A 23800-nucleotide genomic window follows, 5' to 3' on the forward strand; every position below is an offset into this window, starting at 1 on the left:
TCACTTCCTCAATCCGCTTGAGTATTGCAGGACGAACATGTGTGCAAATGCTTTGCTGCTCGTTGCATCGATATCCTCCAAGGCCGTTTTTCCAACACACAGGGCTATATTTAGGACTGAAGAAATAATACGTCCGGTTAAAAGTAAAGTCCCTTCGTTCTACTAAAATATCGCCTAGGAAATTTGCGGTTTGCACGTTGATGCACTACCGTTTTAGCAAAATTCCAAGCGATGAGTCTTTGGTTACTTTCTGCGGAAGAAAGTGACAAATTAAACCTTCGTTTAATCTAAACAATCTATTGAACATAAAAGTGGTTGCCGTAAGGAGAACCACTTCTTGGCAATAGTTTTTTGCAATACATCTGCATTTTATGTTCTCTATTTTTAGTGTTTGAAAACACTTACCGCAAACTTGTTAACTTAATATAAAATTAAAATGAAACTAAGTTGCTATTAATATTATTCGTTTAAATTTGTCATTTACTAACACTGCCCATAGGAGTACGTTTGGGAGCTAATGATATAAAAACAAAAATAAATGAAACGTAGAGATTTCTTTAGAAATACCGCATTTACCGCATTAGGGGCTTCCGTATTATCCCCGTTTCAATCAATTGCCGGCAATCGGCCAATGAAAAACCCGTCGGTAAGGAAAGCCAAGAATATTATTTTTATGGTGAGCGATGGGATGAGTACCGGAACCTTAAATATGGCTAACTTACTGTTGCAAAGAAAGGAAGGTAGACAAAGTAATTGGTTATCACTATATGAAAGAAATGAGGCGGTTCGAGCGTTAATGGACACAGCGTCCGCGAGTTCTTTGGTGACTGACTCAGCTGCCGCGAGCTCTTCTTGGGGAGGAGGGGTACGTGTTCCGAATGGTTCATTAAATGTGAATGCTGATGGTTCTTTTAATAAACCTATCCTACAAAAATTTAAGGCTGCAGGTAAATCGGTTGGTTGTGTTACTTCTGTCCCCATCACCCATGCTACGCCTGCCGGTTTCTGCGTAAATAGCAATAAGCGCTCAGATCAACCCGGTATTGCACTTCAATATTTAGACTTGCGTTTTGACGTCATGATGGGCGGCGGGCTTGAATTTTTCAGTGCCGATAAAAGGGAAGATAAGCAAGACCTTTTCGCTAAATATAGACAAGCTGGATTTATGGTATTTCAAAATCGGGATGAAATGAATACCCTTTCGGATAAGGAAGATCGTCCGATATTGGGTGTCTTTTATGCCGACGGTTTACCATATGCGTTGGATCGAGCGAATGATCCCACACTAGCATCAACAACGCCAAGTTTGGCCGAGATGACTAAAGCAGCGATTAAGAAGTTAAAGAATAATAAGAATGGTTTCGTATTACAGATAGAAGGAGGAAAAGTAGATTGGGCTGCTCATGCGAATGATGCAGGAGCACTTATTTATGACCAATTGGCCTTTGATGAAGCAATAGGAGAAGCAATGGCTTTTGCTTTAGCTGATAAGGAAACCTTAGTGGTTTTGACCACTGATCACGGTAACGCGAATCCAGGTCTGTTTTATGGGGAACAAGCGAATAGGAATTTCGACCGCATTCAGTCGTTCAAACATACAAATGACTGGATTCTAAACGGAACGGATAAAAGTTATACGCCATCGAGGTTGATTGAGCGTATCGAATTTGCGCAAGGCTATTCGATCACGATCGACGAAGCAAAGGAACTGTTGAGCCATTATGAGACGCTTGATGGAGATGGCCTTTATAATCCACGCAAACTTCCATTTAGAAAGCTAGCCCAAATTCAGGAGAAACACCTTTCCGTCGGTTGGGGTTCAATGGATCATTCTGCCGACTATGTTGAACTTGCTATGTATGGTCCTGGAAGTGAACAACTTAAACCCTTTGTTAAAAATATAGAGTTGCACAACTTTATGCTACAAACTACGGGAATCTTTGTTTAGCAGGTAACCTAACTGCGTTTTATTTTGTTATATAAAGGAGATCGTTTATCTTGTATCGATAAATATATACACAAGATGAGGATCGCTTTTTATAGTGCACAACCATACGATAAGTCTTCTTTTGAAGAAATGAACAAGGAGAAGGCTTATCGTTTTCTTTTTTTTGATATCGACCTCAATGAGCAAACGGTAAAACTTGCGGAAGGTTGTGATGCGGTCTGCATTTTTGTAAATGACCATGCAAATGCCAAAGTGCTTGAAAGGCTCGCTGGCTTAAACATTAAAATCGTGGTTTTACGTTGTGCAGGATTTAATCAAGTTGATTTAGAGGCCGCTCAGCGCGTTGGAATCAGCGTATATCGCGTCCCCGCCTATTCGCCGGAAGCAGTCGCTGAACATGCGGTAGCTATGATCTTGACGCTAAATCGAAAAACACATAAAGCTTATAATCGAGTGCGGGAAGGTAATTTCTCCTTAAATCGTTTAACCGGCTTTAATCTGCATGGAAAGAAAGTAGGTGTGGTAGGTTTAGGAAAAATAGGACTGGCATTTTGTAAAATTATGCTTGGTTTTGGATGTGAGCTCTTAGGGTATGATCCGGTCGAGTCGACTCATCCCGACTATATTATAAATGTGAATTTTGAGGAACTCCTGTCAAAAAGCGATATTATTTCACTCCATTGCCCATTAGTGCCGAGTACTAAACATATGATTAAGGAAGAGAGCCTTGCTTTAATGAAAAATGGTGTTATGCTTATTAACACCAGCAGAGGGGCCTTAATTCATACTACAGATATTATTAATTCTTTGAAAACCGGAAAAGTGGGACATTTAGGTATTGATGTATACGAACAGGAAGAAAAGTTGTTTTTCAGGGATTTTTCGGAGCATATTATTGACGATGATGATATTTTGCGATTAATGAGCTTCCCCAACGTACTTATTACCTCACATCAGGGTTTCTTTACAACGGAAGCGCTAGCCGAAATAGCGTCGATTACCTTGAAAAATCTAAGGGACGCAAAAAATGGTCTAAAAACGAACAATTCATTAACCTAATAATGAATTGACATAGATGTTTTTGACAAGATGACCTTCGGTAACGAATAATGTCTTTTTTATGTTAAGCGAAGGTTTTTTAATCAGATTCTTTTATTTTTTAATTTATCTCAATTTACCTTGATGCAAAGTGAGTCAAACATCAAGGCTGTCCGGTTCTCGCTAAAAAATCGTTTCTCAACCCACTGTTCTGCGGAGTCGCCCCAATTCACAATTCCTTCCCTTCGCTTTTTCGCATAACGTCTTTTCCACACTTCTAACCGAATTTTCTTTACGCCCACCCTGGAAGAATTAATATATAGTCCATTTTGTTAAAATTTGTTAAAATTTTAACAGCGAATGTAACCATTTGACTTTTCCATAGTCTTATAGTTGGTTTTTGTTTATATTGGGTTTGTCAAGCCCTGTGGTTCCCAAATCACAGGGCTTGTTTTTTAAACTGACAATCATTGTCATCAAAATGTTAAACAGCAAAAAAAGATTTGTCAAAGTGTATTTTGTACACTATCTTTGTATCATTCATAATTTAGGTTTATAATTGGTTAGTTAGGAAGCCTTCAATCTCCCCGGTTGAAGGCTTTTCTTTTCTGATTTAATCCAGTTCAAACGAAAATTCATCGTAGTCTTTTGTGCGCCAAGCTAAATGTTGTGTCGACGGCGAAATGGCAAATAAAGGAGAGAAGGTTTTTACTTTGATGGTCTTTCCATCTGGTAAAAATTCCAATATACGTAACCATCCGTCACCACCGTTGCCATGCCAACCACCTCCCAAGGCCTGCGCGTTAAAGGTCATTTGCTGTACTTTTTTCCCACCGGCATTGGTATCTGTTCGGAAGCCGATATGGGCTCTTTCATCATCAGGTGCACCAATATGGCCGGAAAAAACTAAGACAATATTTTTTGAAGGTTTTACTAACTTTTCCCACACAGCCTTTCCATAATTTGGATTTTGCAATTTGTAACCTTCTGATTCTATGTGTTCGTTTTTCGCATTTAGATAGGAGTGTGTAAGCAAGACAACCCGATGTTGTGCATAAGCGGGTTTATTGACTATTTCTTTCGCCCAAGCTAGGGTACCATCGTGCGGTGCAAATTCAAGCACTAAAAATAAGTATTTGATGCCTTTTGGGTCGCTAAATTCATAAGCCGCGTTTGTTAAACTTGGTTTACCGTCAATATCGTAACCAACTTCCTTCAGTAAAGCTTTTGACAATGGATTTTTATCGAGTGGGAAATACTGATTATAGTTGGTTTCGCGATTTTCTGCACTTTTAATGCCGTAATCATGATTGCCTGTAGCTGCAATATAAGGCACTTTGCCATCTAGTTTATTAAAGCCCTTCGCTACCGAGCGCCATTGTTCAATACTTACTTGATTACCATTTTTGCCTTCGGGGATCCATATATTATTCTGTTCAACCAAGTCGCCCGTGCACAGAACCATTTTAATATGTAAGGGATCTATTTGTTCGCCTATCCAACTGGTCATCAGGTCAAAAATAGCTTGATTACGACTAAATTTCACATACGTTTGCGGGTCGGGTAATAAGATCATTGACCATGAATTGCTATCCGTTAGCGCAGGGGGTTGATAGGAGTTGTTTTGTCCGTAAGTCTCCGTTCCAAGGTGGAATAGAATAAAGCTAAATACCCAAATTTTTAAAATAGATTTCATAAGTAACCTCCATCTTTTAAGATTTTTGCCCATAATTGATAACCTTCCATACGTAAATGTAAACCATCGTGCGTCAAGGAGGCCTTCAAACGATTGTCTCCATCAAGAAAATGCGGATATAAATCGATTAATTGAATGCCCTTTTCCGTGGTTAGCTTTCGGATGCCTTCGTTTATGTAAAGAATATGTTCGTCTTTACCATAGTGGTTTTTGAACTTCTCAAAAGTACTGTTTACCGGTAACAGAGTTTGGAAGTAGATGTGGGTTTTAGGTGAACCTTTTTGTATTCGGTCGATTATTTTTTCGTAATTATTGAGAATAACGTCGTCCGGTATATTTCTGGATATGTCGTTAATACCGATGAGCACGAATATCTTTTTCGGTCTACCGGCAATCACATCATCTAGTCGTTCAAGGACGCCAAACGTTATGTCCCCGGAAATACCTCTATTACGCGCTTGCGGGATTTGCAATAATTCATTCCAGTCTGTTCCTGCAGTAATGCTATTGCCAAGGAAAATGATGTCTGACTTAGCTTTTGGAAAGGATTTAAATTGATCAACGAGCAGGGGGTAAATGGCCGGGCGATAAGTGCTATCCCAACCTTGCTGAGCTTGTGATTCTAAAAAGCCCATGAACAGCAAATAAGCTATTAAAAGTGATTTCAGCTTGTACATAGTTATATTTAATGCTTAATCTTTGGATGACTTTTATTAGGGGGGATACCCCATTCTTTTGTGATATAGGTAGATTTTGTGTCGTCGGCATCATGGCAATAAACGGTTAAGGCATCATGCGCTTCCCAGTATTGTTTAACCGTATACCCATCCATGTCACCCGCGTGTATGCCTTTTTCTATTTTCTCATCATCGGGATTTACAATAAGTTTGATACCCACCGATTCGTTCATCATTTCCAGATCCCCGCGACTGTTGCCACCTACTAATAGGGGGCGAGCCTTGATAAATGTTTGAATGGCTTCCGCTTTACCCCCGTCTTGCGGAATGGGGCAAACCAACTGATTAGTTACTCTGCCGTGACTAACTACCGACTTTACACCTAGTATGCGTTCTTCCGGGATGCCAAGGTTTTCCTTTACAAATTGCTGATAGAGTAGTTCCGGCGATGCCGAAAGCACCCAGATTTCGAATCCATAGTGTTGTAGATTTGCGAGCAATTCACGCATTTCCGGGTAAAATTTCGACCGATATTTTTCATAGAAACAGTTTTTTCCAATTGCCTTGACTGCATCTGGCGTCAAGCCCGCTAAAAAAGCAATGCGATTTTTGACATAGTTGACGCCTACATTGTCTCCATGCAACATTGCATCGATAATGGCCATTTTCGCTTTAGATAAACTGTCTACCTTTTTTGCATAATTCTCCTTGGCAAACGCGTAGATTGCTTCGTCAGCTAAGTAATAAGGAGATTGTCCAAAGAGTGTTCCATCACAATCGAAAACAGCAACTTTTCGCTCCTTGATAATTAAGGTCGAGTTAAGGAAACTTTCCAACTTTTGATTAACCTGACCTGTCCAACCGTGGATTGGCCGATAGGTTTGCGCAAAAGAAAAGGTAAATAAGAAAGAAAAGCCTCCGATAAACAGGGCTTTCTTGATTTTGTTTACTACTAACATCATCGGGCTTACTTTTTGCTGAGAATGTCAAAAAGCAGCTCAGGTTCATTGGTGGTGATGTATTCTACTTTTTGATCGAGCAAACTTTTCATTTCCTCTGCGTCGTTTACAGTCCAAACGTTAACTGTTAAGCCGATCTTGTGGGCATCCTTAATCCATGATGGATTTTTTTTGAAAACATTGTAATGGTAATCGATGCCTTTAAACCCATCAGCTTTTGCTTCGGCCGGACTTAAGTCGCCGTTAAGATAGGCCACTTCAGCTTTTGGGGCCAGTTTTGCTAGGTGTTTGCCTGCGTCGCGGTCGAAGGTAATATAGTCTACCCATTTTTCGGCACCTAATTTTTTAACAAGGACAACAGACATTTCCGCAGCCTTCAATACACGTTCCTTGCCTAATTTGGAAGGTTTCAACTCAAAGATCAGTTTTGTCTTTTTCTGTTTCATACCCTCTTTAAGATAGGCCTCAACGGTTGGAATAGATTCGCCGTTCGGATGCTTTTTGGCTAGTAATTCTTGATATGTTGCAGTCTCTATATCGATACCGTAAAAATCCCTATCGTGATTTACCACCAGGATATCATCTTTAGTTAAGTACACATCGAATTCGGAACCGTAGCAACCGAGTTCAGCCGCATGATTTAATGACGCAAGGGAGTTTTCCGGTAAACCGGCCTGTTTCCAAGCCCCTCTGTGCGCAATAACTACGTTTTTATTAAATTGAGCATAAGTGCTTTGCATAAAAGTAAATAAACAAATTGCAGTGATTAAAAAAGATTGTTTTTTCATTGTTTTTGTGTTGTTAAATATGCTTGCAAACAATTGAGCAAATTACAAATTATCCATGATAATAGGCGATTTTGCTCGGATTGCTTTGTGTTATATAAATGCTATCTTTATGTTAATTCAATAATTTGGATTTTGTTCAAGTTTCGAATTCAGATCCAACTCTTTTTGCGCAATAGGCCACCAATAATCTCTTGCCGGATTGAATTTTCTCGTCTCAATAATGTTGTTTTGCCACGTTTTTATAGGGGCATTCATAACAACTTCGGCAATTTTCCAACGTCTTATGTCGTTATAATAAAGCGCTTCTCCTGCAAACTCAATCCGTCTTTCTTTCCTGATGAGTTCGCGCATTTCTGATTGACTTTTATTGGATGGAATTTCCGGCATACCGACACGTTTTCGAATTTTGTTTAGGTTTTCGAGAATGGCAGGATTGCCTGGATCTATTTCATTGAGTGCCTCTGCATACATCATCAATATATCCGCATATCGTAGGACAATGAAGTTCGTTTCTGATTGCCCGGACTTTAAATCAGATTTATCTTTTGGTGGTTTTTCTGCGTCATAAATGGAATATTTTTTCATCGCGTAGCCGGTCTGTTTATAATAGTCGGCACTTGCAACTTCTCCCTTAAAAAGGGACCCAGGGTATACGACTGTTGCGGCTAGTCGGGGATCACGATTTTCATAAGGCTTTGCAGGATCATAGCCGGCGCCAGGGTCGGTAATAGGCAATCCGTTCTTCATGTCGTAAGTATCCACCAAATCTTGAAGTGGTGCATTCGAATTATATTGTGTATTGATCAGATCAAATGAGTGTCCTTCGTCAGGAAATAGAAATTGTACATCGAAAATAACTTCTTTATTGTTTTCGTTTTCGGGAAGGAATAATTTCCTATAGTCTTCAAACAAATCATAGCCTGCCGCAGGAGCGAGGTCTAATACAGCTTTTGCTGCATCTGCAGCAGCCTGCCATTTTTCGGAACTATTGCTCGGATTCAAAAGAGGGCTTGCTTCGTAGAGGAGCACACGCGCTTTTAGTGCCATGGCGGCGCCTTTTGTAGCTCTTCCTAAATCTCCACCTGCATGTTTTACCGGAAGTTTCTCAACGGCCGTATTTAGATCAGCTATAACCTGTGCAATCACCTCTTCTCGGGAATTCCGAGGCATGCTTACTTGTGTGTCCGGATTTGGTGCTTCCAAAATAAGGGGCACTCCACCATAATAGGTAGCCAGTTCAAAATAATAAAGCGCTCTTAAGAAATAAACTTGCCCCTCCATGAGGTTCTGTTTTTCAGCATCGAGCCCAACATCGCCCACTCGTGCGAAGAATGTATTAGCACGTCCTATACCTTGATAGCATTGTGCCCAACGATTGGCAATAATTCCTTCTGTACTGGCGGATTGCTGGCTACGTCCAATCGCATCGTAGCCTAAGGTACCGCCACTATAACAATAAGCGTTAGGAGTTGCGCCTTCTTCCCATAAAGGAGTGGCATCTCCTCCGAACAAACCATTACCGGTTAATACGGCGTAAATGCCGGTTAATGCTGCGTTTGCAGTAGCTTCTGTTTGCCAAAAATTGCTTTCGGTATACTTGAAATCGGGTTCCCTGTCTAGAAGATCCGGGTTACATCCCGCCAAAACAAGCATCGTGTAAATGGCGGCTATTTTATATTTTTTACTTTTCATTTTTTTGTCTTAAGATGATTTTAGAACGTTACATTTATGCCGCCACTAAAGGTTTTTAACATCGGATAATGATATAAGGAGCTATAATTGATAATCGTTTCCGGATCGAAATCTTTGTATTTAGAAAAAGTCAGGAAATTTTCTGCATTTACAAAGACGCTAACCTTAGCGATATTGATTTTTGATGTCCATTTCTGAGGAATCAAGTAGGCCAACTGTACGTTTTTTAAACGCAAATACGAGCCACTTTTTAGCCAAAAATCAGATTGGAGAAAATTGTCCTTATTGCCCGTACTTTCCGTCACAATGGGTAATCGGGCTTGCGTGTTTTCAGGCGTCCAGGCATCAGTGAGCCATTCGGTTGTGGCACCTGCTCCGTTGTTGAAAGGATAAGCTAGGTTTGCCATCGGGTAAATTCTAAGACCGGCTATGCCTTGAAAAAATGCGCGAAATGATAAACCTTTATAATCGATGTTAAAACCGAATCCGTAAGTATACTTCGGAATAGCAGACGATTCATCCAAAGCTACTCGATCTTCACCGTTTATAATATTGTCGCCATTGATGTCTTTGTATTTGATGTAGCCTGGCCTAGTTGCGTTGCTTTGAAAGGCATGGTTGTCAATTTCCTCCTGATTTTGGAAAAAGCCGTCCGCTTGCAATAGGTAGTGAGCGCTAATGGGTAATCCTTCTTTTGTTATGGTTGATAAATTAGTGTCGAAATCGTAAAGAATTTGGCCGTCCAAATCGATCACTTTATTTTTATTGTATGCTACATTACCCTGTATTCCATAGCTTACTGCGCCTATTTGATCGCGATATTGCGCCGTTAGTTCGTATCCCGTGTTATCTACGGTGCCAACATTTCTCTTAGGTCCTGTTAAGCCTACTTGAGAGGGGAAGTTAACTGTTCTTAAAATACCAGTCGTATGCTTTTTATAAACATCTGCGGTTAGATTTAACTTGCTTTGCATAAGTTCGATATCAAGGCCCCCATTGTAGGTCGTTGTTGTTTCCCAAGTTGTCCTTGGATCTGCATAAGCCAAAGCCGCGGCACCCGGAGCTAATAATCCACTCGGCCCTCCGAAACTATAATCTTGCTTAAGTTCAATGTTGTTTTCATAACTATATAGCTCGACAGCCTGATTTCCTAAGCGGCCAACCGAGGCGCGTAACTTTAATAAATTGATGGTATTTGAGTTAAAGAAATTTTCCTGATCAATACGCCACCCGGCTAAAATGGAAGGGAAGAAACCCCATCGGTTTTCTTTGGAGAACCTGGAAGAACCATCGTAACGAAAAGTCGCCTCCAGTAGGTATTTGTTTTTATAATCGTAGTTCGCTCTTCCAAAATAGGATATCAAAACATCTTCGGTAGTTTTTCCGGAGATTGCGTTCCGAATGCTTCCTACACTCAGTGCCGTTAAGGTTTCGTCCAAGTATCCCGTCATTTCAGCAGCAAACTGTCCATTGCTGAAGTAATCATAAGCAGAGCCTACCATGATCGCTACATTGTGCTTCTGCTTAAACTGTTGTTTCCAGTCTAATGTGTTGTAGAAGTGGAGATTTAAGTCATTGTCGTCCGTTTTATTAGATCTTGGCGCCGTAGCGGGGCTGTTCCAATTGGTTGGTTTCAATGTCTTTGGATTGAAGCTTTGCACTTGCGGGGTAAATTGAGAAAGGAGACCATCATATTTGTCTGCACCAAACTTGATGTTGTAGGTGATGTTCCAGGGCAATTTGTATTCTCCGAAAACGGAGGCTAAAAAGCGCTGAACGATTTTTTTGGAATAACCGGTTTCGGCAATCATTCGCGGATTCTCCCAATTGTTTCTGCCAGGCGTAGATAACCAGGAATTGCCGTAACGACCATCTGCAAGCCGATCTGTCAAAATGGGTAGTGTGCGACTTAAATATTGGAAAAAGTTATTTCCATAAAAGGGTTGCTCATAGTTTCGATAATATCCGTCAATGGATGCGCCCACTTTTAAACGTTGCGAAATATTGATGGATGCATTGAAACCGAGCGAATAACGCTTTTCGTTATCAGAGGGCCCGATAATGATACCATCTCTATCTAAATACCCCAATGACAAGCGGTATTGATAGGTGTCCGAACTTCCACCAAAGCTCAGGTTGTGCTTTTGTATGTTGCCATCTTTTAAAGCGATGTCAAACCAATTGTTGGCTGGGTAGGTATGAGGATCTGATGCCATTCCAGCCTGGTATTCTTCGATTTGACTGTCCGAATAAACGGGGGCCTGTCCTTGGTTGGCGAGTGCTTGGTTTTTTAAACGCATGTATTGAATCGGATCCCAGATGACGTCGGGCATTCGTGTAGGATTTTGAATACCGTTGTAATAATTATAATTCACTTGTGATACCCCAGTTCCCTTTTTGGTCGTAATTAAGATAACACCGTTGGCAGCTCTTGATCCATATATTGCCGCTGATGCATCTTTCAGTACCGTTACGGTTTGAATATCATCGGGATTTAGTTCGTCCATCGAGTATTCGATGCCATTAACCAGAACGAGGGGTTATTATTGCTAAGTGTACCCATGCCTCGAATCCTAATTTCCGATCGATCAATTCCCGGTTGACTTTGGCCAAGTCGAACGAACATTCCAGGCATCCCTGCTAATGCATTACTGATGTTTGTAGTTGGCGATCCTTCTTTTTCCTTCATATCCAAGGTACTGACGGAACCTGTTACATTTTCCTTTTTTTGCGTACCATATCCAACGACGACAACATCTTCTAACAAAGTGTTCGCTGATTCTAAGCTGATTGAAAGCTTTGTTAAATTACTTGTCACATTCAATGTATAGGGTCGATAACCGACATATTTGAAAATTATGCTGGTATTAGCATTAACTTTAACAGCAAAATTCCCATTCGCGTCGGAAATGGCAATAGCTTTATTGTTGGCAACGATAGATACACCTGGTAACGACTCTTTCGTGTCTATGGCTTTAACAGTACCTTGAATAGTAAAGGTTTGTTGACTATAAGCCGTGGCTGCGTATAATAGGAACGCTAATAGGCACCGAAACCTATAATCGGCAAAGATCAAACTTCTTTTTTTTAGTGGTCTGGTTTTAATTTTTTTCATTTGTTTTTTCTTTTATTATGAGCAGGCTCTACCCTAAGCGAGAGGCATGACTAATGATTTCTTCTTTTGTTTTCTGAAAATTACGCAGGTTTCATAATGTTTCATTTGATGTAAAATATTGATTGAATGAAAAGTGTGTCCTTGAAACGAAAGCAAATGATTAAGGATGTTCCCGAAATCATATAATAGTTGAATAACTAAAAAAGGCTTTCGAGCGGTTTATTACCGCCGATCAAAAACCGTAGCGAATACCTATTTGTATTTGATAAGGATTTCCGGACGGATTAATGACGCCTACATTGGTATTCACATTATAGTTGTAAACATTTAATGTCGGATCAAAGCCTCTGATGTTATAAATATTCTGCTTTCCCAAGGTTTTTTGTACGCCCCAGTCCTTATTGAGTAAGTTCGCTAAATTGAAGATATCTCCGGAAAGCTCGATATACTGCGATTTGTAAGTCGTAAATCTCTTGGTTATCCGCAAATCCCAGGTTCCGTAGAATCCATTGGTACCACCATTCCGCTCGGCGATCTGTCCGATGCTCTGTTTAATGTATTCCTTTAAACCGGCATCTGCCTCCGGATTATCCAAAATCTGTTGAATGGCATTCCGATAGGCTTCGGGCACGTTGTTATTATTCGGATCGAAAATATAAGCTAAGTCGTTTGAGTTAACAAAATCACCATTTACGTTTCCGTTAACGGCCAATGAATAGCGTGTTCCGCCTATTCCCGAATAGCGCAAACCGATACTGATGCCATAGAAGGTGGGTAACGCGCCATATATTACTAACTTGTGGCGGAACTGCGTATTGGAATAAGCCATTCTACTTAAATCACGTGGATCGCCCGGCGTCATTAATTCTAAGGTAGCAGTATTGGCAACATCACCATTAAAGGAGGTGTTATCTTTGCTATCGTTCCAGGTGTAGCTGAACGATAGGACGCCGTCTTTATAGTATTGATAAGTTCCATCGAGAACAACGGCATATTGGTTGATCTTTCCTTCGCTATTCAGTTCCAACACCCTTCCTAGTTTAGTTGATTTACGCCCGTTCTGCCAGTCGGCCGATCCATTCGCGGTGTTAATTGTTGATGCCGGAACGTATACGCCTCTATTCGCTTCATTGGCAATGCGAAAAAATGGTTCGTCAACCATATTTTTATCGACATACATATAATTGTTTCTCGCTAAACTGGCATATAGACTTAATCCTAGTTTTAAACGATTGGTAATAAGCCGGTTGTATGAAATGTTTCCTTTATAAACGGTAGGTATCTTGGCATCGCTTCCGTTCATGTTAATAGTAGAAGTAGGACTTATGCCTAATTGCTCAAATAACTCATATCCTGGTGCGGTACTTGGATCTTGTCTATATTGTGGAAAGTTGGGCGTAATGCCAAGAGGCGCACCGGGAGCGTTACGCTGAACATCAATGGTTGCCACCTTTGTCCCGTCGAAAACCATGTTATTGATCATGGCATAATTGTTAATGTCGGATCCAAAAATGCCGGCGCCAAACTTAAGGATATCCCGTTGTTGCTCGTTAATGTCCCAGGTAAATTGAATCCGTGGCTGAAGGATAAAACTATTTAAGGCATTGGATGTATTTAATCCCAGCTCATCATAAACCAGTTGATTGAAATTCGGTTTATTGATGTAAGATGTGTAGTCTGCCCGGATACCGGCCATCATGTCTAAGCCCTTTCCGAGCTTGGTTTGCATCTGGGCGTAAAGTGCGGCAGTCAAAATATTTTGCTTAACGCTGGGATCGTCTTCCAAAGCAATTTCGCGAGCATAACGATAAGGATCTAAATTATTAAACTCTTCCAGTCCTGTGAAATAGAAGCGGCCGTTCATTTCACTGCCGTATAGCGACTTCATATGGGTATACATGATGTCTGTTCCAAAAGTGTAGTTTATCTTTTCGGTATTGTAGTATAAATTGTCAGATAACTGAAATACGTTGTTGTAAAAATATTCCGGTATATAGCGCTGTCCGCCTAATTGTATATCGGTTAAAACTTCTTTTCCATCAATGGTTGAACTGATATTTTGAATGATTGCTCTCGGGATACTTTTGCCGGGAAGCTGTTCATTGGGAACAGAGGATTCGGAAGTGTACAAATGCTGTGCTTTGAGTTCATTGGTGATCTTGGGACTTAACACAGATCTCAGCGTTGCTAAGAAACTGTTATCGGATGTTTTGACGGAGCCATACACTTCATATAGGTTGATTTTGGAATTATCACCCAAACTATGATTGTTCTTGTCATAGACAAAATTTTCTCGCAGGGTGAGTAAGTGTTTATTGTTAAGTTGCCAGTCAACACGCGCAAAGATGGCATCGGTGCTCCGCTTTCGGTCGAAAGATCCAAATTGCGGCGAACTGGCAACACCATATTTATTTCTGGCAATATCTAAGAACTGATCAAGCGTTGATTGGGTTACATTATACCGCTTTTCATCTTCGGGTGAACGGATGTCGGCAACTTGGAAGGGTCTGGCATCCGCTTGATGATCCCAGGTGACATAAAAATGTGCTTTGTCCTTTACAATCGGTCCTCCCAATGAAAAACCATATTGGTAAGTAGAGAATTCATTATCTTGCTTATTACCACGGATATCGTAGGGACTGGATAACCAGTCGGCCCGTGCAAAGCCAAATGCGCTTCCCGTAAAGGTGTTGGTTCCGGATTTGGTCACCGTATTAATGGTACCACCGCCACTACGACCATAAGTTACATCATATTGATTGGTTACAATCTTAAATTCGCGTATCGCCTCCATGGAAATAGCATAGGAGCCGCCACGGCGATTGGCGGTACCGCCTGAAGTTGGGTTACGAGACGTCATGCCATCCAATGTAAAGTTGGTGGAAGATGCTAATTGTCCGGCCATACTGTTACCATTACTCATAGGGGAGAGGTCTATCAGGGAGGTGAAATTTCGGCCATTTACCGGTAGTTTTTGTATATCATTCCCCGTAACGGAAGTTGCAGCACCAAAGTTCCCTACGGTATTCTTAATATTAGATGCACTGATTTCGACTTCATCCATTTGGACGGATTTACTGGCTAAAGAAATATTGAGACGTAAAATATCTCCCTGATTGAGGGCATAACCGGTTTGTTCATAGGCAGAATAGCCAATATAAGTAACTCTAATGGTATAAGGTTTACCTAAGGGCAGCTGCTTAAAGTTGAACTGGCCGTTGCTGTTCGTTGTTGTTGTGTTGGTAAACCCCGTAGATTCATTTTTTACGATTACAGAAGCGCCGGCGATTGGACTTTGGTTTTCTCCTTTTACCGTACCGGTGATAGCCCCTTGTGTTGTTTGCGCCATCAGGTGCCCAAAACTTACTGTACTTACAATAAATGCAAATAACAGTAGACAAATGTTGCTTTTCATAATTTTCATTAATAATTTGTTCTTAATGGCCATGAAACTTACCCCTCCGCCAAAGCAAAGGCATAAACTATTACACCGTTGGTCATGGCAGTCTAAGTAAATTGATTTAAATACGTGTGTCTAAAAGCTAGACACTTTATGAAGCTGTGGTACAGCCGGTTTATAATGTTATATATATGTTATTAAATTGTTAGCTAACATTGAAAAAGGCACGCGTATATCTTCTATCTGGCATACGAACAAAATATTACGTGACGATTATATAAACAACATAGGCCAGGGCAGCGCCAATCAGCGGACCGATAACGGGCACCCAAGCATAGCTTGCATTAAATCCTGCTTTATTTTTTATAGGCAGAATGGCATGCATAATCCGAGGGCCTAAGTCGCGGGCCGGATTAATCGCATAACCGGTTGTTCCTCCAAGTGACAAGCCGATCACCCACACAACAAAAGCTACAGGTATTGCGCCGATGGATCCTAAACCTATTGGTGTTTTGGTATCATCAATGGCGATCTCACCATCTTTAAAGAAAAACACAGCGATAATAAGGACAAATGTTCCGATAATTTCGCTGATTAAGTTGATAGGTAGATTTCTGAGAGCAGGCGAGGTACAGAATACGGCTTGCTTGGCACCTGCATCTTCGGTTTCATCAAAATGGTCCTTATACATGAGCCATACTAAAAAAGCGCCGGTCATTGCGCCGATAAATTGTGCCAGCACATAAGAGCAGGCGGTAGCCCAACTTAGATTATCGCTTAAAATCATTGCTAATGTAACCGCTGGATTTAAATGTGCCCCACTATAGGGACCTGCGATAACTACGCCTGTGAAAACCGCTAATGCCCAGCCGGTTGTGATTACGATCCAGCCGCTACTGTGTCCATTGGTGCCTTTAAGTACCACATTAGCGACGACGCCTCCACCTAATAAGATCAGTATCATCGTGCCTAATAGTTCAGCTATAAAAGGTGTCATAATTTAGTTGTTAACTTCTAGTTATTGGTTATTAGTTATTTGTTGTTCGTTATTGGTTATAAGTTATTCGTTATTGGTTAGTAGTTGTTAGTTGCTGGTTGTTAGTTATTTGTCGTCAATTATTTGTAACCGATTGCGAGTTCCTTTTTCAGCCAACAAGCTAATTCCGAATGTGTTAAAGGCAGGATAAACTCACCTCTTCGGTTGTCACGCCGGCTCATTTATCGACTAATTATCACATTGGCTAATTGGCCGATTGATTTTCCAATCTTGCCCAGGCTTTCGCCGCTTCGACAGCGCGATGCCAAGCTTGCATACGATTTTCAATATCGATTTTAACATCGGGTTTAAAGGTTTTGTCGATTTGCCATTGATCTTTCAAATCATCCATGTCTTTCCAATAGCCAACGGCTAAGCCTGCAAGATAAGCTGCTCCGATAGCCGTAATCTCGGTGATTTTCGGTCGTACGACCGCTGCTTGCAAAATATCTGCCTGGAATTGCATAAGCAGATTGTTGTTAGTAGCGCCACCGTCTACACGTAATTCGTGGATTTCTTTTCCTGCATCTGCTTCCATAGCCTTTAATATGTCAACTGTTTGGAAAGCGATTCCTTCCAACGCGGCGCGAGCAATGTGGGACGCATTGCTACCTCTTGTCAATCCAACCATTGTCCCTCTAGCGTAGGAATCCCAATGCGGAGCACCGAGACCCGCAAAGGCAGGAACTAGATATACACCGTCCGTATCTTCCACCTTACTGGCTAAGGCCTCCACTTCTTCAGACGATTTAATAATGCCCAGACCATCACGAAGCCACTGTACGATGGCCCCGGCAATAAAAATGCTACCTTCTAAGGCGTAAGTCACCTGGCTGCCGATTTTCCATGCTATGGTAGTCACCAAATTATTCTTTGAAACGATTGGTTTGTTGCCGATATTCATCAGCATAAAGCAACCTGTCCCATAAGTGTTTTTTACCATTCCTTCGCTTGTACATAATTGTCCGAAGAGTGCAGCCTGTTGGTCGCCTGCAATGCCGGCTATCGGAATGCGATCTGTCAGTATTTTTCCTGCGGTTTGTCCATAGATTTCGCTCGATGACTTAACTTCTGGAAGCATGCTTGCGGGTATTTCAAAAAGATCCAACAGTTCTTTATCCCATTGCATGGTTGAAATATTGTATAGCATCGTACGGGATGCATTTGTTACATCAGTAACATGCTTTTCGCCATCCGTCAAATTGTATATAAGCCAGCTATCAACGGTACCGAAGAGGAGCTTTCCGTTTTCGGCCTTTTCTCTCGCTCCATCTACGTTATTCAAGATCCAACGGATCTTTGTTGCGGAGAAGTAAGAGTCTATTAATAATCCGGTTTTCTTTCTGATAAGCTCCTCATAACCTTGTTCTTTAAGTTCGTCGCAATAGGGAGCGGTTCGTCTGTCTTGCCAGACAATGGCATTATAGATAGGTTTGCCGGTTTCACGATCCCAAACAATTGTTGTTTCGCGTTGGTTAGTAATTCCGATGGCCGCTATATCTACTGATTTAACTTCTGCCTTTACCAGGGCCTCGGCGATAACGGCTATTTGCGAAGACCAAATTTCTCGCGGATCATGTTCTACCCACCCGGATTTAGGATAAAATTGTGTAAACTCTTTTTGCGCGATGGATACAATCTCTCCCTGGTGGTTAAAAATAATAGCACGAGAACTTGTTGTGCCTTGATCAAGTGAAAGTATATATTTGCTTTGGCTCATATTTTATTTTATAATGTTAGTTTGTATCGACTTATTATTGTAAACCAATAAGGTAACCTTTGGCAAGCGTGTCAAATTCCATAAGTTGTTCCTTTATCCAATTTGCATCTTTCCCTAACTCACTGGCCATTATTTGGGCAACGGTTGGGGCCATTTCTATAGCAGCTTTTGCATCGAGAAAAAGCATGCGTATTCGCCTAGCCAGCACATCTTCAATCGTACGTGCCATTTCTTCGCGGATAGCCCATACTACTTCTGCTTTAACGTGTGGATAGTTGACATGCAGCTTTTCTCCCAATCCATTTTCTTCTGATATCAGGCTTTTGATTTTTTCGGCATCTGAGCCATAAACGGTCCAATGACCTTGTTCGTGATTGCTTATGTCTGCACCATGAATTCGGATGTCGACTGTTTTACATGGCTGAAAAGCGATATTGGCGGTTTTAATGGCTTGATTTACGGTGTCTTCCGCCATTTTTCGATAAGTGGTCCACTTACCGCCTGTAATGGTAATTAGTCCGGAATCGCTGACTAGCAATTTATGGTCACGTGAGATTTCCTTTGTGCTTTCTTTGCCGTCTTTAGGAGCCGCCAATGGTCTTAAGCCGGCAAATATACTTAATGCATCCTTTCTGGTTGGCCTGTTGTCAAGATATTCCCCCGCAGTCTTTAAGATAAAATCTATTTCTTGTTCAAGTGCTCTTGGTTCTAGGCTGTGTTGATTAAGTGGGGTATCCGTTGTACCCAGCACTAGTTTGTTATGCCAAGGGACGCCAAAAAGAACCCTGCCATCACTCGTTTCAGGAATCATTAGGGCGCTCTTTCCCTGGAGAAAAGAACGTTCTATTACAATATGAACACCTTGGCTGGGCCTAACTAGCGCTTGATGTTCTGGCTGTTCAAGCGTTAAGATTTCGTCTACAAAAACACCGGTGGCATTGATAACCACTTTAGCTTTTACTTTATAGGCTTCCCCACTTTCTTGATCGAGAACCGTAAAACCATTTGTCTTTCCTTTTTCGTCTTTATTTAAGCTGACTACTTTGGCATAATTCAGCAGCGTGGCTCCAAACTGTGAAGCCGTTTGTGCAAGATTGATCGCTAAACGAGCATCGTCGAATTGTCCATCGTAATATTCTATACCACCTTTCAGGTGCTTGACTTTTACGCCTTGTATACGAGTGGTAACTTCTTTTTTGGACAGAAGGGACGACCTCCCGATGCGATATTTGCCTGCCATCCAATCGTAAATCTTGAGTCCTATTAAAAATTTCAGTTGCGCAAACCAGGTGTAGCATGGTATGACGAAACTTTGCGCATGTGCCAAATGAGGCGCATTTTTGAAAATAATTCCCCTTTCCCGGAGCGCACCGTAAACAAGCTTGATATCACCTTGTGCAAGATATCGTACACCTCCATGAACCAACTTGGTGCTTCGACTGGAAGTACCTTTGGCGAAGTCTGCCTGCTCTACCAGTAGCGTCTTATAACCTCGGCTAGCCGCATCGACTGCTATGCCAAGGCCAGTTGCTCCACCTCCAATGATGGCGATATCCCAAAGACTGTTTTGACTTAGCTGCCCTAAACTAACGTTACGGCTGAATGTGTGTTGGAGAATGGTGTTTTCTTGCATGTGGGTGCCCAATTTAGCTATTCTTTCTTTTTTTATCAATTGGTTTGTATAGACAAAGTTAAATCATCCTTTTAAGAAATCAAAAATAATCTTTCGAAATAATTTCGAAATAAAATGAAACAACTTGCTATTCTTGTGTATTCAGGTAAAAAAGTTAAATTAGCGCAAAATAAATGCTATGAATAGTGTAGAGCGTCATCAGATTATTCTTAAACGACTGCAGGAAAAAGGGTCTATCAATGTGTTGGATCTAGGAAAGGAACTCGACGTGTCGACTGTAACGATCCGAAAGGATTTAAAATTGCTGGAAGAAAGACAGATGCTTTTTCGTACCCACGGAGGTGCTACCCTGAATAATCCCTATACAATTGACCGATCCGTGGTTGAAAAAGAGAAGTTGCAGTCGGAAGAGAAGGCGCTCATAGCAGAGATGGCAGCATCCCTGGTGGTACCCAACGATTCTATTATTATTGCATCGGGGACGACTGTGTTAGCAATGGCGAGGCATATTCACCCACAAGGAAATCTAACCGTCGTAACATCAGCTCTTCAGGTTGCAATAGAATTAAACAGGCATTCGAACGTAGAAATTCTTCAACTAGGGGGCATGATGCGATCGAGTTCAGCTTCCGTAGCAGGACCGTATGCCGAAAAAATATTGGAAGATTTTTTCTGTAGTAAACTATTTCTGGGAGTAGATGGTATCGATCCTGACTTTGGGTTGACTACTACCAGTGGATTGGAAGCGCATTTGAATCGTAAAATGATTGAAGTGTCCCAAAAGACAATTGTATTGGCCGATTCCACCAAATTTGGCCGACGCGGTTTTGGTAGAATCTGCGGCTTTGATGAAATTGACGAAATCATTACAGATAAAAACATCCCATCCCATATGCTGAAGGAACTCGAAGGCAGGGGGGTGAAGGTGACGATTGTAGAATAGTTAAATAGTTGAGTAGGGAAGTGGTTGAGTAGGGAATTAGCCAATGTGACGATTAGCCAATGTGATGATTAGCCGATGAGCCAATGTCATGGACCATGCAAGCTTAAAGCTTACTGCTTATGGCCTAAAGCCTTACTGCAAATTAGCCAATGTGGCAATGTGATGATTAGCCAATGCCATGGACCATGCAAGCTTAAAGCTTACTGCTTATGGCCTAAAGCCTAACAACTAATAACATCCATCCCTCAAAATAAAAATCATACCAATTTTCTTCAAATAAAGAAATGTGGATTAATCCACCCTGTGTTGAAAATTATTTACACTGATTCTAAATGTTAAGGTGCACCTTTGCACTTACCCTCTATTTACAACAAAAAATAATAAGGCTATGATAAGAGTTATAAAATTCGAAAAAGATAATTGCGCGCCTTGCAATATGGTGTCAGAATTTCTAGATAATAAGGGTATTAACTACGAAAAAGTAAACCCTTTTGAGAATCCCGAAGTAGCCATGCGATTCAGGGTGCGAACGGTGCCAACCGTTATCGTAACCAAAGAGAACGAGGAAGTGAAGCGTGTCATCGGTTTCAAGCCTGAGGAATTATTAGCCATTAGCAGTCTGCAGCAAGCGTAGATAAAGATCTTCGATTATGCAACATTGGATCTATTACGATAGTAAAACCGGAAATGTAGATCGATTTGTGCATAAGCTAGAGGCCAGAACAGGTTGGTCCATCCGACGAATTTCTGAAAACCTGTCGATTTCTCAGCCGGGCCATCTTATCACATTTACTACCGGAAGGGGTGAGGTGCCCGTGGTAACAGATAAGTTCATGCAGCAAAACCATGATTTGATAAAGACGGTTTCTGCCAGTGGAAATAAAAATTGGGGACTCAACTATGGCAGAGCGGCAGATACCGTTGCAGCGATCTACCAACTCCCCGTATTATTTAAGTTTGAACTCTCAGGCAGTACCGATGATGTTCAACAATTTATTAACAAGATAAACGAATACCATGAATACCACAGTAACAAAGAATGCGAACATAGCTAAAAAGTGGATACTCCTGAATAACGAGATCATGACGAAAGATGACGACGATTTTCGCCTTTATAAGGATAAGGAAGCGGTAAGGTCATACTTTTTGGATTATGTAAATAAGAATACGGTATTCTTTTATACCTTGAAGGAAAAGATAGATTATTTGATTGAAAACAAATATTATATCAATTTCTATGCGCATTATTCTTTCGAGCAAATGAAGGAGGTATACGACTTTGTGTATGCGAAAAAGTTTAGGTTTCCTTCTTTCATGAGTGCTTTTAAGTTTTTTCAAAGCTATGCTTTACGAGATGATAGCGGTGAAAAATTCTTAGAGCGTTATGAAGACCGCGTGGTATGTGTTTCCCTTTATCTGGCATCGGGCGATTTGAATCGCGCGTTGGAGTATGCTGAGATATTGATTAATCAGGAATACCAGCCCGCGACACCTACTTTCCTCAATGCCGGCAAGCTACGTTCCGGTGAACTGGTTTCTTGTTTTTTGGATGAGATAGGCGATAGTTTGAGTGGTATCAGTTATGCCATTGACGAAGCGATGAAGCTGTCTTCTATTGGAGGAGGAGTCTCTTTTAATATTTCTAAAGTGAGAGCCCGCGGTGAAGCCATAAAAGGCGTGGAAGGACGTTCGAGTGGTGTTTTGCCGGTGATGAAAATAATGGAAGACACATTTTCTTATGCCAACCAATTGGGGCAAAGACCGGGAGCAGGGGCTGTTTATCTGAACGTTTTCCATAGCGATATTGAAGAATTTTTGGATTGCAAGAAAATCAACGTGGATGAGAAGTCGCGCATCAAATCCTTGTCAATCGGTGTTATCATTCCGGACAAGTTCATGCAAATTGCAGAACACGATGAGGTTTGCTATCTTTTCTATCCGCATACGGTCTATCAGGAATATGGTCAATACCTAGATGAAATGGACATGACCAAAATGTATGATGAACTGGTGAGCAATCCGAAAGTGAAGAAACGCAAAATCAATGCACGTCATTTACTGATTAAAGTTGCTCAAACACAAAAAGAAAGTGGCTATCCCTACCTCTTCTTTAAAGATAATGCCAATCGAGGGCATGCATTGAATGGGATTGGATCAGTGAAGTTTTCAAACTTGTGTACGGAAATTATGCAACTGTCAGAGGTTTCGGATATCAACCCATACCATGAAGAAGATACCATTCGTTACGGTATTTCCTGCAATCTAGGCTCGCTTAACATTGCTACCACAATGGAAAACCGCCGCATAAAAGAAGTCGTAAAAACAGCAATGCGGTCGTTGACAGTCGTATCCGATATGACAGATATTAAAATGGTCCCGACGATACAAAAAGCCAATCGCGAACTACATAGCGTAGGTTTGGGAGCCATGAATTTACACGGTTTCCTTGCTAAGAACTTTATTACCTACGAAAGCAAAGAGGCGCTCGATTTCTGTAACGTATTCTTTATGATGGTAAATTTCTATTCGTTGGAGTGTTCTATGGAAATCGCCAAAGAGCGGGGCGTGACATTTAAAGGTTTTGAGAATTCGGATTATGCCAATGGCGCTTATTTCGACAAATACATAAATAATGATTATTTCCCGGTAAGTGATCGCGTTAAAGAATTATTTGAAGGAATAACAATCCCGGACCGTGCTGCATGGGAGAAACTAAAGCAGGATGTTATGCAACATGGCGTATACCATGCTTACCGCATGGCCATTGCTCCTAATCAATCTACTTCCTACATTATGAACGCAACAGCTTCTGTTATGCCGGTAGTAGATACAATAGAGGTTCGGGAATACGGCGATAGCACGACCTATTATCCTATGCCTTATTTAAATAACGACAACTATTTTTATTATAAATCGGCCTACGATATGGATCAAAATAATGTGTTGCGTTTGATATCTGTTATACAAAGGCATGTGGATCAAGGTATTTCAACTATTTTGCATACCAATTCGAAAGATACAACGAGAGATTTAGCTAAGTACTATATATATGCTCATAAAATGGGATTGAAGTCACTATATTATACGCGTACGAGAAAAGCTTCTATCGATGAGTGTATCTCTTGTTCGGTTTAGTTTTTAGTATCAAGTAATAG

The 23800-nt window shown here is 41.1% G+C and carries 17 protein-coding genes; 6 read left to right on the plus strand and 11 right to left on the minus strand.

Features of this window, described 5'->3' with window-relative positions; all coding sequences use genetic code 11:
* Positions 1-538 precede the first annotated feature (538 nt).
* Both ACH11B_RS15780 and ACH11B_RS15785 read left to right on the plus strand, forming a co-directional pair.
* Positions 539-1948 (plus strand): alkaline phosphatase, encoded by a 1410-nt coding sequence (locus tag ACH11B_RS15780; protein ID WP_289552747.1) that lies wholly within the window; start codon positions 539-541, stop codon positions 1946-1948.
* A 75-nt stretch (positions 1949-2023) separates the two neighbouring features.
* On the plus strand, positions 2024-3007 hold the full coding sequence (locus ACH11B_RS15785; RefSeq protein ID WP_377609602.1) for a 2-hydroxyacid dehydrogenase: 984 nt from the start codon (positions 2024-2026) through the stop codon (positions 3005-3007).
* A 592-nt stretch (positions 3008-3599) separates the two neighbouring features.
* On the opposite strand, the gene ACH11B_RS15790 is transcribed toward ACH11B_RS15785, so the two are convergent.
* The 11 genes from ACH11B_RS15790 to ACH11B_RS15840 all read right to left on the minus strand — a co-directional run bounded on the left by ACH11B_RS15790 (position 3600) and on the right by ACH11B_RS15840 (position 19702).
* Positions 3600-4682 carry a metallophosphoesterase gene (locus ACH11B_RS15790; protein ID WP_289552750.1) on the minus strand — a complete coding sequence of 361 codons (1083 nt, stop codon included), beginning with the start codon at positions 4680-4682 and terminating at the stop codon, positions 3600-3602.
* Positions 4679-5359: a GDSL-type esterase/lipase family protein gene (locus ACH11B_RS15795; RefSeq protein WP_130857555.1), complete on the minus strand. Its 681-nt coding sequence runs from the start codon at positions 5357-5359 to the stop codon at positions 4679-4681. The genes ACH11B_RS15790 and ACH11B_RS15795 overlap by 4 nt, the downstream gene beginning before the upstream one ends.
* A gap of 8 nt (positions 5360-5367) precedes the next feature.
* Positions 5368-6321 (minus strand): HAD family hydrolase, encoded by a 954-nt coding sequence (locus ACH11B_RS15800; RefSeq protein ID WP_377609599.1) that lies wholly within the window; start codon positions 6319-6321, stop codon positions 5368-5370.
* Between the two features lie 5 nt (positions 6322-6326).
* On the minus strand, positions 6327-7106 hold the full coding sequence (locus ACH11B_RS15805; protein WP_377609597.1) for a glycerophosphodiester phosphodiesterase family protein: 780 nt from the start codon (positions 7104-7106) through the stop codon (positions 6327-6329).
* 117 nt (positions 7107-7223) lie between these two features.
* Positions 7224-8798: a RagB/SusD family nutrient uptake outer membrane protein gene (locus tag ACH11B_RS15810; RefSeq protein WP_377609595.1), complete on the minus strand. Its 1575-nt coding sequence runs from the start codon at positions 8796-8798 to the stop codon at positions 7224-7226.
* A 20-nt stretch (positions 8799-8818) separates the two neighbouring features.
* The gene (locus ACH11B_RS15815; RefSeq protein WP_377609593.1) at positions 8819-11305 is read right to left on the minus strand and encodes a SusC/RagA family TonB-linked outer membrane protein; all 2487 of its coding nucleotides are present in this window, start codon (positions 11303-11305) and stop codon (positions 8819-8821) included.
* Positions 11293-11913 carry a carboxypeptidase-like regulatory domain-containing protein gene (locus ACH11B_RS15820; protein ID WP_377609591.1) on the minus strand — a complete coding sequence of 207 codons (621 nt, stop codon included), beginning with the start codon at positions 11911-11913 and terminating at the stop codon, positions 11293-11295. Before ACH11B_RS15820 ends, ACH11B_RS15815 begins: the two co-directional genes overlap by 13 nt.
* A gap of 232 nt (positions 11914-12145) precedes the next feature.
* On the minus strand, positions 12146-15328 hold the full coding sequence (locus ACH11B_RS15825; RefSeq protein ID WP_377609589.1) for a carboxypeptidase regulatory-like domain-containing protein: 3183 nt from the start codon (positions 15326-15328) through the stop codon (positions 12146-12148).
* Between the two features lie 247 nt (positions 15329-15575).
* Positions 15576-16310 carry an MIP/aquaporin family protein gene (locus ACH11B_RS15830; protein WP_377609587.1) on the minus strand — a complete coding sequence of 245 codons (735 nt, stop codon included), beginning with the start codon at positions 16308-16310 and terminating at the stop codon, positions 15576-15578.
* Between the two features lie 244 nt (positions 16311-16554).
* The gene (gene glpK, locus ACH11B_RS15835; protein WP_013666175.1) at positions 16555-18069 is read right to left on the minus strand and encodes a glycerol kinase GlpK; all 1515 of its coding nucleotides are present in this window, start codon (positions 18067-18069) and stop codon (positions 16555-16557) included.
* A gap of 34 nt (positions 18070-18103) precedes the next feature.
* Entirely contained in the window at positions 18104-19702 is a 1599-nt protein-coding gene (locus tag ACH11B_RS15840; RefSeq protein WP_377609585.1) for an FAD-dependent oxidoreductase, read from the minus strand.
* Positions 19703-19880: 178 nt separating this feature from the next.
* Here ACH11B_RS15840 and ACH11B_RS15845 point away from each other — a divergent pair, with 178 nt between their 5' ends.
* The 4 genes from ACH11B_RS15845 (at position 19881) to nrdE (ending at position 23780) form a co-directional block, all read left to right on the plus strand.
* Positions 19881-20645 carry a DeoR/GlpR family DNA-binding transcription regulator gene (locus ACH11B_RS15845; protein WP_013666177.1) on the plus strand — a complete coding sequence of 255 codons (765 nt, stop codon included), beginning with the start codon at positions 19881-19883 and terminating at the stop codon, positions 20643-20645.
* A 388-nt stretch (positions 20646-21033) separates the two neighbouring features.
* The gene (locus ACH11B_RS15850) at positions 21034-21279 is read left to right on the plus strand and encodes a thioredoxin family protein (RefSeq protein WP_013666178.1); all 246 of its coding nucleotides are present in this window, start codon (positions 21034-21036) and stop codon (positions 21277-21279) included.
* 16 nt (positions 21280-21295) lie between these two features.
* Positions 21296-21700: a class Ib ribonucleoside-diphosphate reductase assembly flavoprotein NrdI gene (gene nrdI / locus ACH11B_RS15855; RefSeq protein WP_013666179.1), complete on the plus strand. Its 405-nt coding sequence runs from the start codon at positions 21296-21298 to the stop codon at positions 21698-21700.
* Entirely contained in the window at positions 21663-23780 is a 2118-nt protein-coding gene (gene nrdE, locus ACH11B_RS15860; protein ID WP_013666180.1) for a class 1b ribonucleoside-diphosphate reductase subunit alpha, read from the plus strand. The genes nrdI and nrdE overlap by 38 nt, the downstream gene beginning before the upstream one ends.
* The last annotated feature ends 20 nt before the right edge of the window (positions 23781-23800 follow it).

Source organism: Olivibacter sp. EAT-5 (genome assembly GCF_044784325.1).
GTDB lineage: Bacteria > Bacteroidota > Bacteroidia > Sphingobacteriales > Sphingobacteriaceae > Olivibacter > Olivibacter oleidegradans.